At 34.8% G+C, this 15,058-nt stretch carries 19 protein-coding genes and 1 riboswitch; of the genes, 11 read left to right on the forward strand and 8 right to left on the reverse strand.

All coding sequences use genetic code 11. The features are described from left to right. Nucleotides 1-94 precede the first annotated feature (94 nt). The 5 genes from AB3X49_RS09520 to alo all read left to right on the forward strand — a co-directional run bounded on the left by AB3X49_RS09520 (nt 95) and on the right by alo (nt 6,062). A complete protein-coding gene (locus AB3X49_RS09520; protein ID WP_002139176.1) occupies nt 95-1,108 on the forward strand; it encodes a siderophore ABC transporter substrate-binding protein in 1,014 nt (337 codons plus the stop codon). A gap of 31 nt (nt 1,109-1,139) precedes the next feature. Further along, the gene (gene fatD / locus AB3X49_RS09525) at nt 1,140-2,144 is read left to right on the forward strand and encodes a petrobactin ABC transporter permease FatD (protein WP_503413843.1); all 1,005 of its coding nucleotides are present in this window, start codon (nt 1,140-1,142) and stop codon (nt 2,142-2,144) included. Next, on the forward strand, nt 2,141-3,205 hold the full coding sequence (gene fatC, locus AB3X49_RS09530; RefSeq protein WP_002089519.1) for a petrobactin ABC transporter permease FatC: 1,065 nt from the start codon (nt 2,141-2,143) through the stop codon (nt 3,203-3,205). Before fatD ends, fatC begins: the two co-directional genes overlap by 4 nt. Further along, entirely contained in the window at nt 3,202-3,954 is a 753-nt protein-coding gene (gene fatE, locus AB3X49_RS09535; protein ID WP_002089518.1) for a petrobactin ABC transporter ATP-binding protein FatE, read from the forward strand. The genes fatC and fatE overlap by 4 nt, the downstream gene beginning before the upstream one ends. 569 nt (nt 3,955-4,523) lie before the next feature. Beyond that, nucleotides 4,524-6,062, forward strand: a complete 1,539-nt coding sequence (alo, locus tag AB3X49_RS09540) for an anthrolysin O/cereolysin O family cholesterol-dependent cytolysin Alo (protein ID WP_367961725.1) — start codon at nt 4,524-4,526, stop codon at nt 6,060-6,062. A gap of 51 nt (nt 6,063-6,113) precedes the next feature. On the opposite strand, the gene AB3X49_RS09545 is transcribed toward alo, so the two are convergent. The 3 genes from AB3X49_RS09545 to AB3X49_RS09555 form a co-directional block, all read right to left on the reverse strand. Further along, nucleotides 6,114-7,394 (reverse strand): purine/pyrimidine permease, encoded by a 1,281-nt coding sequence (locus AB3X49_RS09545; protein ID WP_367961727.1) that lies wholly within the window; start codon nt 7,392-7,394, stop codon nt 6,114-6,116. Nucleotides 7,395-7,521: 127 nt separating this feature from the next. Further along, a complete protein-coding gene (gene cynS, locus AB3X49_RS09550) occupies nt 7,522-7,971 on the reverse strand; it encodes a cyanase (RefSeq protein ID WP_001081567.1) in 450 nt (149 codons plus the stop codon). Between the two features lie 34 nt (nt 7,972-8,005). Next, nucleotides 8,006-8,587, reverse strand: coding sequence for a beta-class carbonic anhydrase (locus AB3X49_RS09555; protein WP_016093542.1), 582 nt, complete (start codon nt 8,585-8,587; stop codon nt 8,006-8,008). A 167-nt stretch (nt 8,588-8,754) separates the two neighbouring features. Here AB3X49_RS09555 and AB3X49_RS09560 point away from each other — a divergent pair, with 167 nt between their 5' ends. After that, complete coding sequence (locus AB3X49_RS09560) at nt 8,755-9,186, forward strand: Lrp/AsnC family transcriptional regulator (protein ID WP_002016035.1); 432 nt, start codon at nt 8,755-8,757, stop codon at nt 9,184-9,186. A 262-nt stretch (nt 9,187-9,448) separates the two neighbouring features. On the opposite strand, the gene AB3X49_RS09565 is transcribed toward AB3X49_RS09560, so the two are convergent. From AB3X49_RS09565 to AB3X49_RS09575, 3 genes are all read right to left on the reverse strand, one after another. After that, a complete protein-coding gene (locus AB3X49_RS09565) occupies nt 9,449-9,688 on the reverse strand; it encodes a DUF896 domain-containing protein (protein WP_061673712.1) in 240 nt (79 codons plus the stop codon). Between the two features lie 19 nt (nt 9,689-9,707). Next, nucleotides 9,708-10,700, reverse strand: a complete 993-nt coding sequence (locus tag AB3X49_RS09570; protein WP_367961730.1) for an MsnO8 family LLM class oxidoreductase — start codon at nt 10,698-10,700, stop codon at nt 9,708-9,710. Between the two features lie 69 nt (nt 10,701-10,769). Beyond that, complete coding sequence (locus AB3X49_RS09575; RefSeq protein WP_367961737.1) at nt 10,770-11,417, reverse strand: nitroreductase family protein; 648 nt, start codon at nt 11,415-11,417, stop codon at nt 10,770-10,772. A gap of 164 nt (nt 11,418-11,581) precedes the next feature. Between AB3X49_RS09575 and AB3X49_RS09580 the strand changes: the two genes are divergently transcribed. The 5 genes from AB3X49_RS09580 to AB3X49_RS09600 all read left to right on the forward strand — a co-directional run bounded on the left by AB3X49_RS09580 (nt 11,582) and on the right by AB3X49_RS09600 (nt 13,860). Beyond that, complete coding sequence (locus AB3X49_RS09580) at nt 11,582-11,938, forward strand: winged helix-turn-helix transcriptional regulator (protein ID WP_016121030.1); 357 nt, start codon at nt 11,582-11,584, stop codon at nt 11,936-11,938. A gap of 71 nt (nt 11,939-12,009) precedes the next feature. Further along, nucleotides 12,010-12,414 carry a phosphate-starvation-inducible protein PsiE gene (gene psiE / locus AB3X49_RS09585; protein WP_002129862.1) on the forward strand — a complete coding sequence of 135 codons (405 nt, stop codon included), beginning with the start codon at nt 12,010-12,012 and terminating at the stop codon, nt 12,412-12,414. 137 nt (nt 12,415-12,551) lie between these two features. Beyond that, on the forward strand, nt 12,552-13,073 hold the full coding sequence (gene speG, locus AB3X49_RS09590; RefSeq protein WP_002112781.1) for a spermidine N1-acetyltransferase: 522 nt from the start codon (nt 12,552-12,554) through the stop codon (nt 13,071-13,073). A 140-nt stretch (nt 13,074-13,213) separates the two neighbouring features. Beyond that, a complete protein-coding gene (locus AB3X49_RS09595; protein WP_002129860.1) occupies nt 13,214-13,423 on the forward strand; it encodes a DUF3955 domain-containing protein in 210 nt (69 codons plus the stop codon). Between the two features lie 170 nt (nt 13,424-13,593). Next, a complete protein-coding gene (locus AB3X49_RS09600) occupies nt 13,594-13,860 on the forward strand; it encodes a DUF3947 family protein (RefSeq protein WP_483298773.1) in 267 nt (88 codons plus the stop codon). 162 nt (nt 13,861-14,022) lie between these two features. On the opposite strand, the gene crcB (AB3X49_RS09605) is transcribed toward AB3X49_RS09600, so the two are convergent. Both crcB (AB3X49_RS09605) and crcB (AB3X49_RS09610) read right to left on the reverse strand, forming a co-directional pair. After that, nucleotides 14,023-14,379, reverse strand: a complete 357-nt coding sequence (crcB, locus tag AB3X49_RS09605) for a fluoride efflux transporter CrcB (protein WP_367961735.1) — start codon at nt 14,377-14,379, stop codon at nt 14,023-14,025. Beyond that, on the reverse strand, nt 14,376-14,780 hold the full coding sequence (gene crcB, locus AB3X49_RS09610; protein WP_002143706.1) for a fluoride efflux transporter CrcB: 405 nt from the start codon (nt 14,778-14,780) through the stop codon (nt 14,376-14,378). The genes crcB (AB3X49_RS09605) and crcB (AB3X49_RS09610) overlap by 4 nt, the downstream gene beginning before the upstream one ends. A 54-nt stretch (nt 14,781-14,834) precedes the next feature. Further along, nucleotides 14,835-14,894, reverse strand: a riboswitch (Fluoride riboswitch). Between the last annotated feature and the right edge of the window lie 164 nt (nt 14,895-15,058).

Here is a 15,058-nt window from a genome sequence, read left to right on the forward strand (position 1 = left end):
ATCAATAGCAATTTAGATGCATAAAGGTTACTATCTAATTTAATCTATGGACGTTATCATTTTCGAACTAAATTACATTATAAGGAGTATACGTATGAAAAAAACTATGCTTTTAAAATTAGTAAGTATTTTAGCAATTTTCACTTTAATGTTAGTAGCTTGCTCAGATTCAAGTAAGGAAACTTCGAAAGCTAATAAAGGTGATAGTAGTGATAAGCCAAAAACAGTTGAAATCACTGATGCACATGGAACTGTTAAAGTCCCTGTAAATCCAAAAAATGTAGTTGCTTTGGATAATAGAACTTTTGAAACTTTAGCTGATTGGGGAATTAAATTAGCGGCTGCTCCAAAGGATGTAATGCCTGCAGATTCAGCATATGTAAAGGATAGCAAAGTTCAAAATATTGGAAATCACCGCGAACCAAATCTTGAAATTATTGCAGCGGCAAACCCTGAACTTGTAATCGTTGGTCAAAGATTTGCTGGCCATTACGAAGAAATCAAAAAATTAGTGCCAAATGCAGCTGTTATTGATCTTAATGTTGATGTTTCTGAGAAAGCTACTAAGCCTGGAGAAAACTTAGTAAAAGGACTTAAAGATTCTACAATTTCTCTAGGAAAAATCTTTGATAAAGATAAAGAAGCTAAAAAATTAGTAGCTGATTTTGATAAATCTATTGAAAATGTAAAATCTGCTTATAATGGAAAAGATAAAGTTATGAGTGTTATCGTTACTGGTGGGAATATTGGTTTTGCTGCTCCTCACTCTGGTCGCGTTTGGGGACCAATGTATGAGATTTTCGGTTGGACTCCAGCACTAGAAGTGTCTAATTCTACTGCAGGTCATAAAGGTGATGACGTTTCTGTTGAAGCTATTGCACAAACAAATCCTGATTGGCTTTTCGTATTAGATCGTGATGCTGCAACATCTGATGCTGCTACTTCAGCTCCTGCTCAAGATGTTATTTCTAAATCACCTGCTCTTCAAAACACAACTGCTGTTTCTAAAAAACAAATTGTTTATGCACCAGCAGATACTTACACAAATGAATCAATTGAGACTTATATAGAGTTATTTGGAAATATCGCAAAAACTTTAGCTAAGTAGTGTAAAGGAGTACGAAACAGTGTCAAAAAATATGATTTCTAGGGTTGAGAATATTTCTCAACCCCAGTTTTATAATCACAATAAAATATGGACAAAACCTTTTATAATAGCGATTATAGTTGTTATAATTTTAGGGATTATATCACTGTTTACTGGAGTTTATGATATACGTGGACAAGAGGACGGAATGGAGATGTTTTTCATCACTCGTGTTCCGAGAACAGTTGCATTAATGCTTACTGGAGCTGCAATGGCGATGGCAGGGCTCGTAATGCAATTAATTACACAGAATCGTTTTGTTGAACCTACTACAACGGGGACTATTGAATGGTCAGGCTTAGGCCTGCTTTTTGTATATTTATTATTTCCTGCCCCGACGTTAGTTCAAAGAATGACTGGTGCAATCATTTTTTCTTTTATAGGAACTATGATTTTCTTTCTATTTTTAAGAAGAGTTAAACTTCGTTCGTCTTTAATTGTTCCGATTATTGGATTGATGCTTGGAGCAGTTATTTCTGCAGTGTCTACTTTTTTGGGACTCCTTTTTCAAATGACGCAAAGTATTGAAACTTGGTTCGTAGGTTCATTTGCTACCGTTCAGGTGGGAAGATATGAATATTTATGGCTGATTGTTATCGTTACTGTGCTTATTTTTATGTATGCTAATAGATTGACTCTAGCTGGACTAGGAGAAGATGTCGCAACAAGCCTTGGAGTTAATTACAATAGAATTGTTCTTTTGGGGACTGGCCTTATCTCTGTTGCAGTTGGAATTGTTGCAGCTGTTATTGGAAACTTACCTTTCTTGGGATTAATTGTTCCAAACATTGTTTCAATGTTTAGGGGAGATGATCTTAGGAGTAATTTACCTTGGGTATGTGTGATCGGAATGGGGACAATAACTGCCTGTGACATCATTTCTCGAACAATTATAAAGCCTTTTGAAGTACCTGTTTCTTTAATACTTGCAACAGTGGGAGCAGTCGTGTTTATTACTATTTTATTGAGAAAAAGAAAACCAAGGAGGCTGCGATGATCACATTAGACTATAGAAATAAAGAAAATGTCGAAATCGATTCTAGCCTTCATAATGAAAGTAGATCAGCTAGCGCTTTTCGTTCTAAGAAGGAAGCAAGACGTTATTGGATTGTACTGATAACATTGATCGCTTTAGGTCTCCTTTCTTCATATGGACTTTTAGTTTATAACAATCCAGTTCCGATAGATTCACCTTCTTTTATCCCAGTTGTTAAGAGAAGGATAATAGCCATTGTTGCGATGATTATTGCTGCAGTTTGCCATAGCTTGTCGACAGTTGCTTTCCAATCTATTACGAACAATAAGATTATTACTCCTTCGCTTTTAGGTTTCGAATCACTTTATTCAGCAATTCATACGAGTACAATATTCTTCTTTGGTGCTAGTGCATTAATAAACTTTAATGGAATTGGATCGTTTGTATTCCAAGTTGTTGTTATGGTTTTCATGAGTTTGATACTTTATGGATGGTTACTTTCCGGTAAATACGGGAATTTACAACTTATGCTTTTAGTTGGAATTATTATTGGTACCGGACTAAATTCTGTGTCAACTTTTATGAGAAAGCTACTTGCGCCTTCAGAGTTTGATATTTTACAAGCGAAATTATTTGGTTCTGTTAATCACGCAGATCCTGCATATTTTCCTATTGTAATTCCTATGATCATAATTGTAGCAGTATTAATTTTTGCTCATTCTAAGAATTTGAATGTTTTGTCACTAGGAAAGGATGTTGCTACTTCTTTTGGAGTTAAATATCAACCTAGTGTAATTTATACGCTTGTATTAGTTGCTATTTTGATGTCCATTTCAACAGCTCTAATTGGGCCACTTACTTTCTACGGCTTTTTAGTAGCAACTTTGAGTTATCAGGCGGCGTCAACTTATGATCATAGATATATTTTTCCAATGGCTTTTGCAATAGGATTTTTGATAATGACGAGTGCATACTTTTTAATGTATCATGTATTCCATGCTCAAGGTGTAGTTTCAGTTATTATTGAATTATTTGGTGGAATAATATTCTTAACTATAGTTTTAAGGAAGAGGGCTTTATGATAAAAATTGATAATGTTAAAAAGTTCTATACTGATAAGGTGAAAATAGGACCTTTGGATATTGAAATACCAAAAGCGGGTTTTACTTCTTTAATTGGACCAAATGGCGCTGGAAAGTCAACGACACTATTGATGATTGGAAGACTTTTAGATATGGATGAAGGCCAAATTCAGGTAGCAAATATGGATGTTTCTGAATCCAAATCAAAAGACTTAGCAAAAGTTTTGACTATATTGCGACAAGAGAATCATTTTGTAACTAGGCTTACTGTTAGACAATTAGTTGGATTTGGGCGCTTTCCTTATTCAAAGGGAAGATTAACTAAAGAGGATGAAGCTATTATTTCTAAATATATCGATTTCCTAGATTTAACTAATTTAGAGAATAGATATTTAGATGAGCTTTCTGGTGGTCAAAGACAAAGGGCATATGTAGCGATGGTATTGTGCCAAGAGACTGAATATGTACTTTTGGACGAGCCTCTGAACAACCTTGATGTTGCTCGTTCTGTTCAAATGATGGAGCATTTGAGACGTGCAGCTAATGAATTTGGAAGAACAATTTTGACTGTTATGCATGACATAAATTTTGCAGCCAAATATTCGGATAAAATTTGTGCTATGAAGGATGGACAAATTGCTGCTTTTGGAACAGTAGAAGAGGTTATGGACCCAACAATTTTAACAGATATTTTTGAAACGAAAATTGAAATTATCAAAGGTCCTTATGGGCCAATCGCTGTTTATTAGTTACAAAATGTGAAAAATGAGTATGTCAAAAAAATACTGTAGCTTGTGTAAATCATGCAAGCTACTCTAGTTGAAGTTGCTGTCTGTATTTTATAGGCAGCAGCTTTTTTTAATGCGGTTGCCCATGATAACTCTTAATATTTCTGGCTGCTCGTAACAGTCCTGCATGTATTTCATTACTTCCGGTCCTGCGATGCTTCCAACAATAAACTTGTAAATTACTCATGAAATGCAAAGGAATGTTTCGTATTTTCAAGTATTTACCAAACGAAAAATTTATCTCTGTATAACTTTTTATAAGAATTCAGCTTGTTTTTTTTGTATGTAATATTGCATATAAGAGTGTATTGATAAAAGTGTAAGGGGTCACTATAATGAGGGCATAAAGATAAATCACATTTTCGTAGCAATAAAAAAGGAGGAAATAATATGGAAATCGCAATGGCAGTTTTGAAATTTGTAGGTGGCGTAATCCCGTTAATTCAAGAACTTTTGAAAGCATTTATGTAGGTTTATTAGTTAGCTATCATTTATCAATCATTATCATATCTTACTAAAAAAAGAACGGGGTGATTTTTCTGAATATTAAGAAAAACACTAAAAGAAGAAAGTTCCTTGCGTGTTTATTAGTTAGTCTATGCACTATTAATTATTCATCTATTTCCTTCGCAGAAACACAAGTAGGTAATGCAACTGATGTAACCAAAAATGCTAGTGGCATTGATACTGGTATAGCAAATCTTAAATATAATAATCAAGAAGTTTTAGCTGTAAATGGTGATAAGGTAGAGAGTTTTGTTCCGAAAGAAAGTATCAATTCAAATGGTAAATTTGTAGTAGTGGAACGTGAGAAAAAATCACTTACAACTTCACCAGTCGATATTTCGATTATTGATTCTGTGGTGAATCGTACGTATCCAGGAGCGGTACAACTTGCAAATAAAGCTTTTGCAGACAATCAACCGAGTTTATTAGTGGCTAAGAGAAAGCCTTTGAATATTAGTATAGACTTACCGGGCATGAGAAAAGAAAATACAATTACTGTCCAAAATCCGACATATGGTAATGTGGCTGGAGCAGTAGATGATTTAGTATCTACTTGGAATGAAAAGTATTCTAAAACACATACGTTACCTGCAAGAATGCAGTATACAGAATCTATGGTTTATAGTAAATCACAAATCGCAAGTGCCCTTAACGTTAACGCCAAATATCTTGATAACAGTCTAAACATTGATTTTAATGCGGTTGCAAATGGAGAGAAAAAAGTGATGGTAGCGGCATATAAGCAAATATTTTATACCGTAAGTGCTGAACTACCTAACAATCCATCCGATCTTTTTGATAATAGTGTTACTTTTGGTGAGTTAACTCGTAAAGGTGTAAGTAATTCGGCTCCACCTGTTATGGTCTCAAATGTAGCTTATGGTAGAACTGTTTATGTAAAATTAGAAACAACATCTAAGAGCAAAGATGTACAAGCTGCTTTTAAAGCCTTACTTAAGAATAACAGCGTCGAAACGAGTGGACAGTACAAAGATATTTTTGAAGAAAGTACTTTTACTGCTGTAGTATTAGGCGGAGATGCGAAAGAGCATAACAAGGTTGTTACTAAAGATTTCAATGAAATCCGAAATATCATTAAAGATAATGCTGAATTAAGTCTTAAAAATCCAGCATACCCAATTTCATATACAAGTACTTTTTTAAAAGATAATGCAACTGCTGCTGTTCATAACAATACAGATTATATCGAGACGACAACTACAGAATATTCAAGTGCTAAAATGACACTGGATCATTACGGTGCTTACGTTGCGCAATTTGATGTATCTTGGGATGAATTCACATTTGATCAAAATGGTAAAGAAGTACTAACACATAAAACATGGGATGGTAGCAGCAAAGACAAAACGGCTCATTACTCTACAGTTATCCCTCTTCCACCAAATTCAAAAAATATAAAAATCGTAGCAAGAGAATGTACTGGTCTTGCATGGGAATGGTGGAGAACAATTATTAATGAACAAAATGTTCCATTAACAAATGAAATAAAAGTTTCAATTGGAGGAACAACATTATACCCAACTGCTAGTATTAGTCATTAGGTATAAAAAGGCGCCCTGTAAGCAGGGCGCTTTTTTACTTAGTCACAAATTTTACTCTTTCCAAAACTGTTCCAATAGAATGACAAGCATGGTACCCACAAGTAATCCATTACTTAAAACATATTGTAAGGAAGAAGGAATTCCGCTAAACGCACTTTCTGGAAGAAACATTATTCCCAAACTGATTAATAATGAAATTCCTAATATAGTTAATCGGCGTTGATTTAATTCTTCACGTAAAATGGATTGAAATGAAATGCCTATTACTTGGACAAATGTTGCTAAAAGTGCAGCATTAGCAATAGGACCTGGTAGCAAGGATATAAAGTTTACAATTGAAGGAATAAAAGAAATTCCTGCTAATATAAGACTTGCTATAAGGAACGACTTCACTTTTCTTTGTCCTGTTAGTTGAATAAATCCTGCTGATGCAGGTAATGGTACAATTCCAATTGTAGAAAACAACGACGAGATAATATGCGATATACCTCCGGCCCACACGCCGCGGTTCAGTATTTGCTTTTCATTTTCTTTAGATGACGGAGCCACTTGTTTTACAGCCGAAATAGCAGCGATTGTATTTGCAACTAAAAGAAATGTAAATAAAGTTGCAGTTAGAGCCATTCCAATATCTAATCTAGGTGTGCCCCAAGAAAATAGCTCTGGTAACTTAACTAACGGTGTGTGTGAAGGCATATGAGATGATTTTCCTAATACAGCATACAAAAGCCAACCACATGAAATTCCAAGTAACACAGCGTAACTTTTCATCCATCCGTTCCCTTTAATTGATAAGAAAGTAATAAGGGCAAAAACAAAGAGCGCAATAGCAGCCGTTGTATAATCAGGATGAGTTACAGCTCCTTGTAATCCCATCATTCCTTTTAGTAACACACCGCTAAGCTGAAGAGATAATATTAAAAGAAAAGTTCCTGTAACCAAGGGTGTAAATAAACGTAGAATTCGATGAACAAGCCCTGTTATACCAAGGACGAAGAGTAATATACCTGCAATAATTAATCCGCCTTCTAAAAGTTGTAATACATCCTTTGCACTTTGTCCCTGATGCATAGCGACTTGTCCCAATATGACAAATATACTTACCCATGAACCGGCTGGCCCATCCGCTATGGGATAGCGATGCCCAAACCATGCTTGTATAAATGAACTTACTCCTACAACTAAAAAAGTTCGTTGCATTAATGTTGAGATATCTTCTATTGATAAATGGAATATGCCACCAATAATGATAGGCAATGCAATTGCATTTGCTAATAAAAACACAAACCACTGTAGAATACTAAAGCTCGTATCGACGTATTTTTTATTCATATTATTCTCCCTTGTATAAAAAGAATCTCATAGTAAAAATCCATCCTTTCTACACAGCTAGATTAAAAAGGATGGATTTTGTAAATCTATAAAATTATTTTAATTATATAAATAGATTTTCAATTAATTACCATGTACGGAACGGTAAGAATTTCCCGTTAAGTGTAATCACGATACGAGGGTCGCCACCTTTTGGATCTTCTTGTGTGTCCACACCTAGATTGAAGTTAATTGCACTCATTACACCTTCGCCAGCTTTTTCTAGAATTAATTCTCTAAGAGTTGGTGCGTATTGTAACATCATTTCATATAATCGATATAAGATTGGGTCAGTAGGAGGCATTTGCATTACTTGACCTCTAAGTGGAACTACTGTTAATGCTTGAACTACTTCTTCATCTAATTCTAATAGTTTACCGATTTTTTCTGCTTCTGGACGTGTCATTGTAGCTTGTCCTAATAACGCTGTTACAACCCAAGTCTCAGAGTTTTCACTTACCTTTGAAATTTCTTCCCATGTTAAACCTTTTGCAATTTTTGCTTCCATAATTTTTTGCGTAGCTTCTTGTCTATTCATATCTAATAACTTCCTTCCATTTAAGTAATAATAATTAATTTTTCATACCATTTAATGCTTTATATCCATCAACTACTAAATCTAATTTACCTGTGTGAGGATCAATAACTAAACCATGTACAGGAACATCTTTTGGAATAAGTGGATGATTTCTTACTAAATCAACATTAGCTTGAGTTGAATCGCAGACATCATCGAATCCAAATAACCATTTTTTAAGGTCAACACCAGCATATTCAATCGCTGATAAAATTTCGGGTGAAGCTACTCCACGATCTAATATTTTTTGAAGTGTTCCTTTTGGATTAGTTTGACTCGCACCACATCTATGGTGTCCGATAAGGAAGATTTCATCTGCATTTAAATCATATACTGATGCTACAACACTTTGCATAACACTATCGAAAGGAGAAGCAATCTTACCACCTGCATTTCTGATAACTTTTGCATCACCATCGTGTATATCTAAAGCTTTTGGAAGTAGCTCAATTAAGCGAGCATCCATGCAAGAAACAACAACCATACGTTTTTTAGGCATTTTTGTCGCTTCACGAGGAGCGTATTCCTTATTTTCTACAAATTGTTCATTGTACTCTAAAATCTCTTGTAATAACATATTTGTAACCTCCTTTAAATCTAGATGTATTTTTTTGTTGCGTCCTCTGTGTTATAAGTAAATGTAACTGATAAACAATGTGATGTAAGAGGATAAACTAAGTATAGTGAATTGTATCGACAAGCAGAATAAGTTGGCGAAACACTTTCTGGCTTTCTACTTTCACGATGAAAGGATTGGTTTATATCATTGATCAAACAGATTTTGAGATACTGAAATTATTAGGAGAAAACTCAAGAATACAATGGAAAGAACTTGGTCAAAAAATACATATGACGGGGCAGGCTGTAGGAAATCGAATTCGAAGATTAGAGGATTTAGGGATTATTGAACAATATACAATCGCAATAAACCGAATCAAATTAGGACAAGTAGTGACTGCATTTGTTACTTTATTCGTAACAACAGCTAATCATCAAGAGTTTATGAATTTCTTTCAAAAAGAAGAAGGGATTTCTGAAGTAGACCGTATAAGTGGTGAGGGATGTTATTTATTAAAAACACATTTTGCTTCTAATGAAGAATTGGATAACTTTCTGGGGCGACTATTAAAGTATGGGAATTATCGTGTTAACCTATCGATAGGAAAGTTAAAATAAGATTTCTTTTCTTTGGAGGATATAGCAACCTTATTTGCTGTTTTGTGGAATTCACGGCAAACTTATAGGTAGAGTGACATTGTAGGATAAAAACCATAACTTTGCCGGAGGGGCGGGGGTATGGTTTTTTGTTTGTAGATTTTCAAGTTAGAACTAGAAGTTTGAAGGATACGTCGATGAGGTATGTAATGTTAACTTAATGATCCATCTGATCATATGTTTACTTATATGAATCATTAAGTAACAAAAAGTCTCGGTATTTTCATGCATTGTTATCTGTGTTTAGTGATAGCTTTTGTTGTTCTTTTAATTTTTCAGGTGTCACGTCATTTCCTAAAGGATCTAATATTTTTAATCCTGTGACAGTGGTACTGATTTGACCGCGAATAATTTGAAGGTACTCCTCGCGTAATGCTTTACGCTCATGTAATTCTGTTTTTGTTAAACCGTCTTCTTTTTGTTTTTTAGCTAGTTCATTGATTCGATTTAAAACTTCAAGCATTGTTTTCCCGCCTTTCTTTTTATAGAAGCTCTTTTGCAAGTAGTCGATAAGATTGTAGTTTTGCGTCATGACTATGACTGATTGTCCCAATCATAGCTTCGTTAACTCCGAATTTTTCTTCATGTTCGCGAAGTGTATTTGCAACTTTTTTAGCACTTCCAACAAGGAATTTTTTACGATTGTTCTGTATATGCATTTTGTCCATTTCAGTGTAATTGTAATTTAGTGCTTCTTCAGGAGAAGGTACGTGGAAGTACTTACCTTTATCTAAAAATAATAGAGATAAATCTAAAGAAGCTGCATGATATTCTGCTTCTTCAGCAGTTTCCGCTGCTAGTGCAAAATACCCAATGTTTATTTTAGGCTTAACCATAAACTCAGAAGGGACGAAATTTTTACGATAAGATTCTAACATTTCACTAGATAACTCCCCACTAATAAACTGAGCATAGGAATAACCAATACCGAATCTTTCTGCCTGTGCAGCGCTACTACCACTAGAACCTAATAGCCAAACTTCAGGTAATGGGGCACCTAATGGAGAAGCAAGTGTGCGATTGTATAAATGATCTGCAGGCATTGTTTCTGTCATAAACATCATCGTATCCATTAATTTATCGTACAGATTCAGCATATTTGGATGTTTTCCTTCATGTAATGCAAGTGTAGAAAATTGATTGCCACCTGGCGCTCGACCTACACCGAAATCAATTCTATCTAGATATAAAGATGTTAATGTTTTAAATACTTCTGCCATCTTTAATGGTGAATGGTGCATTAACATCATTCCACCAGAACCAACGCGGATTTGCTCTGTTACAGATGCGATATGAGAGATCATAATTTCTGGTGAAGCACTAGCAAAATTGGCTGAACCATGATGCTCAGAATACCATAGTCTGTGATAGCCTAGTTTATCTACTAGCTGTGCTAATTCAATCGTAGTTTTAAAAGTTTCTTGAGTAGTTACCCCGTTTGAAACTGGAGTTTGATCTAAAACACTTAATTTCATAAGAAAACCTCTTTTCTTCTTAGTAGTGTTTATCGTACTTTTATTCCTAAAGTACGATAAACACTGTGATTAAAACTCGCCATTCCAAGACGTTACTTCATCTACAGTTAATCGAACTGTTGGGAATCCTGGCTCTTTTGCTTTGCCTAATGCAATCATTAAGACGTCAGTTAAGTTTTCTGGAACGTTAAATGCTTTGCGGAATTTTTCAACGTTATAGCCAAGCATTGGGACTGTATCGTATCCTCTCGCTTTTGCAGCAAGCATAAATTGCATAGCTAGCAAACCACCGTCAAGCATTTGCCATTCTCTTTTTCCTTGTTCGCTTACAGGTGCATAAAACTCACGAATACTGTTATTCAGTCTATTTTTAATTTCTTCTGTCATGAATCCAGCAGCTACTGCACGTTCATTCACTTTATTGATATGTTCGAATTCGTGGGCATTATTTTCGCTTAAAATTACGATCATAGCGGATGCTTCTAGCACTTGTGGTTGATTTAAAGCAATTGGATGAAGCTTCTCTTTTAAGTCTTGATCTGTAATTACCATGAAACGCCATGGGTTTAAGTTGGAACTACTTGGTACTAGCATTGCTTCTTCTAAAAGTTCTTTAATTTCTTCATCAGAGATTGTAGCTGAAGGATCATAAGAGCGAACGGAACGGCGCTCACGAATCACATCATAAAAATTTGTAGTACGATTTTCTTTTTTTATTTTAAAATACCTCCACTAATTTAATGCTCTGTTATAAGTTGCTTACATGCATCATTATGGTATAGTACAGATATTATGAAAAGTACGCACTTTTCCGTGATATAGACACCATCTCGTGACATAGGCACGAGAAAGTGCCTATCAAAATACAGAAGGAGTTCAATATGAAAAAAGAGTATAACAATAGAATTGAAGTCGTTTTGGATGTGATCGGAGGTAAGTGGAAATCCCATATTTTATATCATTTAACAAGCGGACCGACAAGAACGGGTGAGTTAAAACGATTGGTAACTGGTATTACACAAAAAATGCTTACTGAGCAATTGAAAGAGCTTGAAAAAGATGGGCTTGTGTCTAGAAAAGTATATAATCAAGTACCACCGAAAGTTGAGTATTCTCTTACAGAACAGGGAGAATCATTAAAAAAGGGTTTGAAGGTGCTTTGCGATTGGGGAAGCGATTATATTAAGCATAAATATCCGAATGGTGAAGTAATCGTGAAAGAGGACGATCATATATGATTTAACATTTCTGTAAGTATAATTTTGCTATAATGAATAAGTACTTACACGAAGGGGAGCTAAAAGAGAAAATGAAGTCATTTAATATCGATCATTATATAGCTAGCGTTTTACAGTGGATATTAAATATAGCGTTAATCATATTATCCATTGTTTTATCGATTTTTTTAATTAACGAAACAATTACTTTTATTCAATACATATTTTCAGCGAAGAAGTATACATCTTATAAATTAGTTGAGAGTATCATCGTCTATTTCCTATACTTCGAGTTCATCGCATTAATTATTAAGTATTTTAAGTCGAATTATCATTTTCCGTTACGTTATTTTATTTATATCGGAATTACGGCTTTAATTAGATTAATTATTGTATCTCATGAGGAACCGATGGAGACGTTATTATATGCGGGATCCATTCTTGTTTTAGTTATTGCTTTATACATATCGAATATGAGAGATTTGAGAAAAGAGTAGTGCAGACATAAGTTTGCACTACTTTTTGTACCTTGACCTTCAAGTTACTTGAAGGTTTACAATGTAATTAGGGCGTTTGAAATCGAAAAAAATTGAGAAATTAAGTGAAGAGGTTATTTTACTTGGAGGTTATAGAAATGAGTCAGGAATTGAAATTACGTCCTTTAGAACGGGAAGACTTAAAGTTTGTACACGAACTTAATAATAACGCGCATATTATGTCGTATTGGTTTGAAGAGCCTTATGAAGCATTTGTGGAGCTGCAGGATTTATACGATAAACATATACATGATCAAAGTGAGCGCCGATTTATCGTTGAGAAAGATAATGAGATGGTGGGATTAGTCGAATTAGTAGAAATCGATTATATTCACCGTAGAACTGAATTCCAAATTATTATTGATCCGAGTTACCAAGGTTACGGTTATGCAGCTGATGCAACGCGTTTAGCAATGGATTATGCTTTTTCCGTATTAAATATGCATAAAATATATTTAGTTGTCGATAAAGAGAATGAAAAAGCTGTACACGTTTATAAAAAGGTCGGATTTATAGTAGAAGGTGAGTTGCAAGATGAGTTCTTCGTTGATGGCAACTACCATAATGCGATAAGAATGTGTATGTTCCAAAAAGAATATTTTAGAGTGAAGAGGCTATAGACAATGATTGTCTATAGTCTTTTTATTATTCAAGTCAACAATTTTTTATCGTAAAACGATAAAAAATTGTTGACTTGAAATTCGTCGGGACTTATTATGAGGTTAGCAAAAGTAATTGTGAAATTAAAGGAGAATATATTATGAAAAATAAATTTTTATTAGCTATCGTACTAATATCGTTAGGAGTTACCTGTTTATTAATGCACGGTACAACTAGTAAAGTGGCGGATAATGGGCTTCTTGTAGAACCTTTCTTTTTCCTAGTACCAGTAAGCTACCTATTGTTCTTTAGTGGTATTGGTGTGTTGCTAGTTGGATTTATCACTTCAAAGTTGAAAAAACAGCAATAGATAAATGCTGTTAGTTTAGGAGTGGATTTTTGTGAAACAAAAAGAATTGTCATTATGGTTAAAGTTAATTATCATTCTTTGCGGATGTTTTGGTTTATTGTTCTGCATATATATTGGGCCAGAAACGGGAAGAGCGGTATTGTTAGTTTCAGAAAATTTGAAGGGACTATATAAGCCATTCGTACTGTTCATTTGGATCACAGGAATTCCATTTTTTAGCGCTTTATTTTTGCACTGGAAGACAAGTAGGGGCAGCTATTACGCTGGCCGGGGCACGGATGACAATTCAGGCAGTGCATCAGGCCATTCAAATGCAACAACAAGCACAAGTAGCACAAATGATGCAGAGCCAGTATATGTCGTATTCACAGCTTCCTGTGCAAAGTATACATTATGATGTGTATCCAGCTGGTTTATCCCGCATTAACGGGCAGTAAAACTCCCACCTCAAAATTCGGCAGGGGCAAAGAAGTTAGGTGGGAGTCGGGCTGCCCGTAAACGCCCGATTGGTGAAGGCTAATAACCAGTGGGTAAGAACAAAACCCCCACTGATTAAAGTTTCACTTTATTTTCCATTCCATATGGCGGAACATACTTTTTTATATTCCACCGAGCTTCATTCCAAGGAATGCGAATAGGATACCAATTATGTAAGTAGTACTTAAATATAAAAGGAATGTGTAAATTTTTTTGCGATTGAGAAGCTGAATGGACTCTAATTTAAGTGTCGAAAATGTGGTGAATGCGCCCATAAATCCAGTTCCTAATAATAATTGCCATCCTGTAGAGAATCCGTTGCCAATTATATACCCGAGTAAAAATGCTCCTGTTATATTAATAAGGAATGTAGCAATTGGAAAGGGTGTTTTATTTCTTTTTTTAAACCAATTGCTAATTGCAAATCGTGTAATCGCACCGAAAAACCCTCCAGTTGCCACTAATAAAGCTTCCATCATAAGTGATCACCTTCCGTAAGTGATTTCTTAATTAAGAAATCACCTAGTGTATAGCCAAGCCCAGACATAATGAGACCGCCAAGTATGCTACATGATACATATAAGAAAGCCGTGCTCCATTCAGAATGATTGATTAATTGCACAGTTTCTACACTAAATGTTGAAAACGTCGTAAAGGAACCGATGAATCCAGTCCCGATGCCTGTGATAACCTCTGAAGGTAAGATGTTTAGCCGGGCGATATACGTAGTTAGCCATGCTAATAAGAAGCAGCCGGCTAAGTTAATGAGTAATGTAGCTAATGGAAAAGAATGATGCCAAAATGTATGAATAGTAAGACCTAAATAATAGCGGGAAAGGGCTCCTAATATGCCGGCGATGCCAACGATAATATAAATCAATTTTCTCACCTCTTTAAATAGCTTGCTCAAAAAAATAGACTCCTACCAGTAGTTATACTGGTAGGAGTCATTAGCTAAGCAGCGGTTATGGCGAACTCCATCACCTATGATTATTACATATAGTGTACTAAACATTGCGTTTAATTTCCAGTGGAGAAGTTGGTGCATTTTGTATTTATATAATAGTTTAAGATAAGGAATCCTTACTTATAAACTAAATATAGTGATATAAGGTTTTCAATGTGATAAAATATTTCGTATGTCTGTCATTTTTTATT

Source organism: Bacillus sp. C30, from assembly GCF_040838255.1.
Lineage (GTDB): Bacteria > Bacillota > Bacilli > Bacillales > Bacillaceae_G > Bacillus_A > Bacillus_A mycoides.

Bases quoted from the DNA above. Each gene is read 5' to 3' on its own strand.
- AB3X49_RS09595 (WP_002129860.1), top strand. From the start codon at position 13,214: ATGAAAAATAAATTTTTATTAGCTATCGTACTAATATCGTTAGGAGTT.
- AB3X49_RS09520 (WP_002139176.1), top strand. From the start codon at position 95: ATGAAAAAAACTATGCTTTTAAAATTAGTAAGTATTTTAGCAATTTTC.
- fatD (WP_503413843.1), top strand. From the start codon at position 1,140: ATGATTTCTAGGGTTGAGAATATTTCTCAACCCCAGTTTTATAATCAC.
- speG (WP_002112781.1), top strand. From the start codon at position 12,552: ATGAGTCAGGAATTGAAATTACGTCCTTTAGAACGGGAAGACTTAAAG.
- cynS (WP_001081567.1), bottom strand. From the start codon at position 7,971: ATGAATAGACAAGAAGCTACGCAAAAAATTATGGAAGCAAAAATTGCA.
- fatE (WP_002089518.1), top strand. From the start codon at position 3,202: ATGATAAAAATTGATAATGTTAAAAAGTTCTATACTGATAAGGTGAAA.
- AB3X49_RS09570 (WP_367961730.1), bottom strand. From the start codon at position 10,700: ATGAAATTAAGTGTTTTAGATCAAACTCCAGTTTCAAACGGGGTAACT.
- AB3X49_RS09555 (WP_016093542.1), bottom strand. From the start codon at position 8,587: ATGTTATTACAAGAGATTTTAGAGTACAATGAACAATTTGTAGAAAAT.
- AB3X49_RS09545 (WP_367961727.1), bottom strand. From the start codon at position 7,394: ATGAATAAAAAATACGTCGATACGAGCTTTAGTATTCTACAGTGGTTT.
- AB3X49_RS09565 (WP_061673712.1), bottom strand. From the start codon at position 9,688: ATGCTTGAAGTTTTAAATCGAATCAATGAACTAGCTAAAAAACAAAAA.
- psiE (WP_002129862.1), top strand. From the start codon at position 12,010: ATGAAGTCATTTAATATCGATCATTATATAGCTAGCGTTTTACAGTGG.
- fatC (WP_002089519.1), top strand. From the start codon at position 2,141: ATGATCACATTAGACTATAGAAATAAAGAAAATGTCGAAATCGATTCT.
- AB3X49_RS09560 (WP_002016035.1), top strand. From the start codon at position 8,755: ATGAAAGGATTGGTTTATATCATTGATCAAACAGATTTTGAGATACTG.
- AB3X49_RS09580 (WP_016121030.1), top strand. From the start codon at position 11,582: ATGAAAAAAGAGTATAACAATAGAATTGAAGTCGTTTTGGATGTGATC.
- crcB (WP_367961735.1), bottom strand. From the start codon at position 14,379: ATGATGGAAGCTTTATTAGTGGCAACTGGAGGGTTTTTCGGTGCGATT.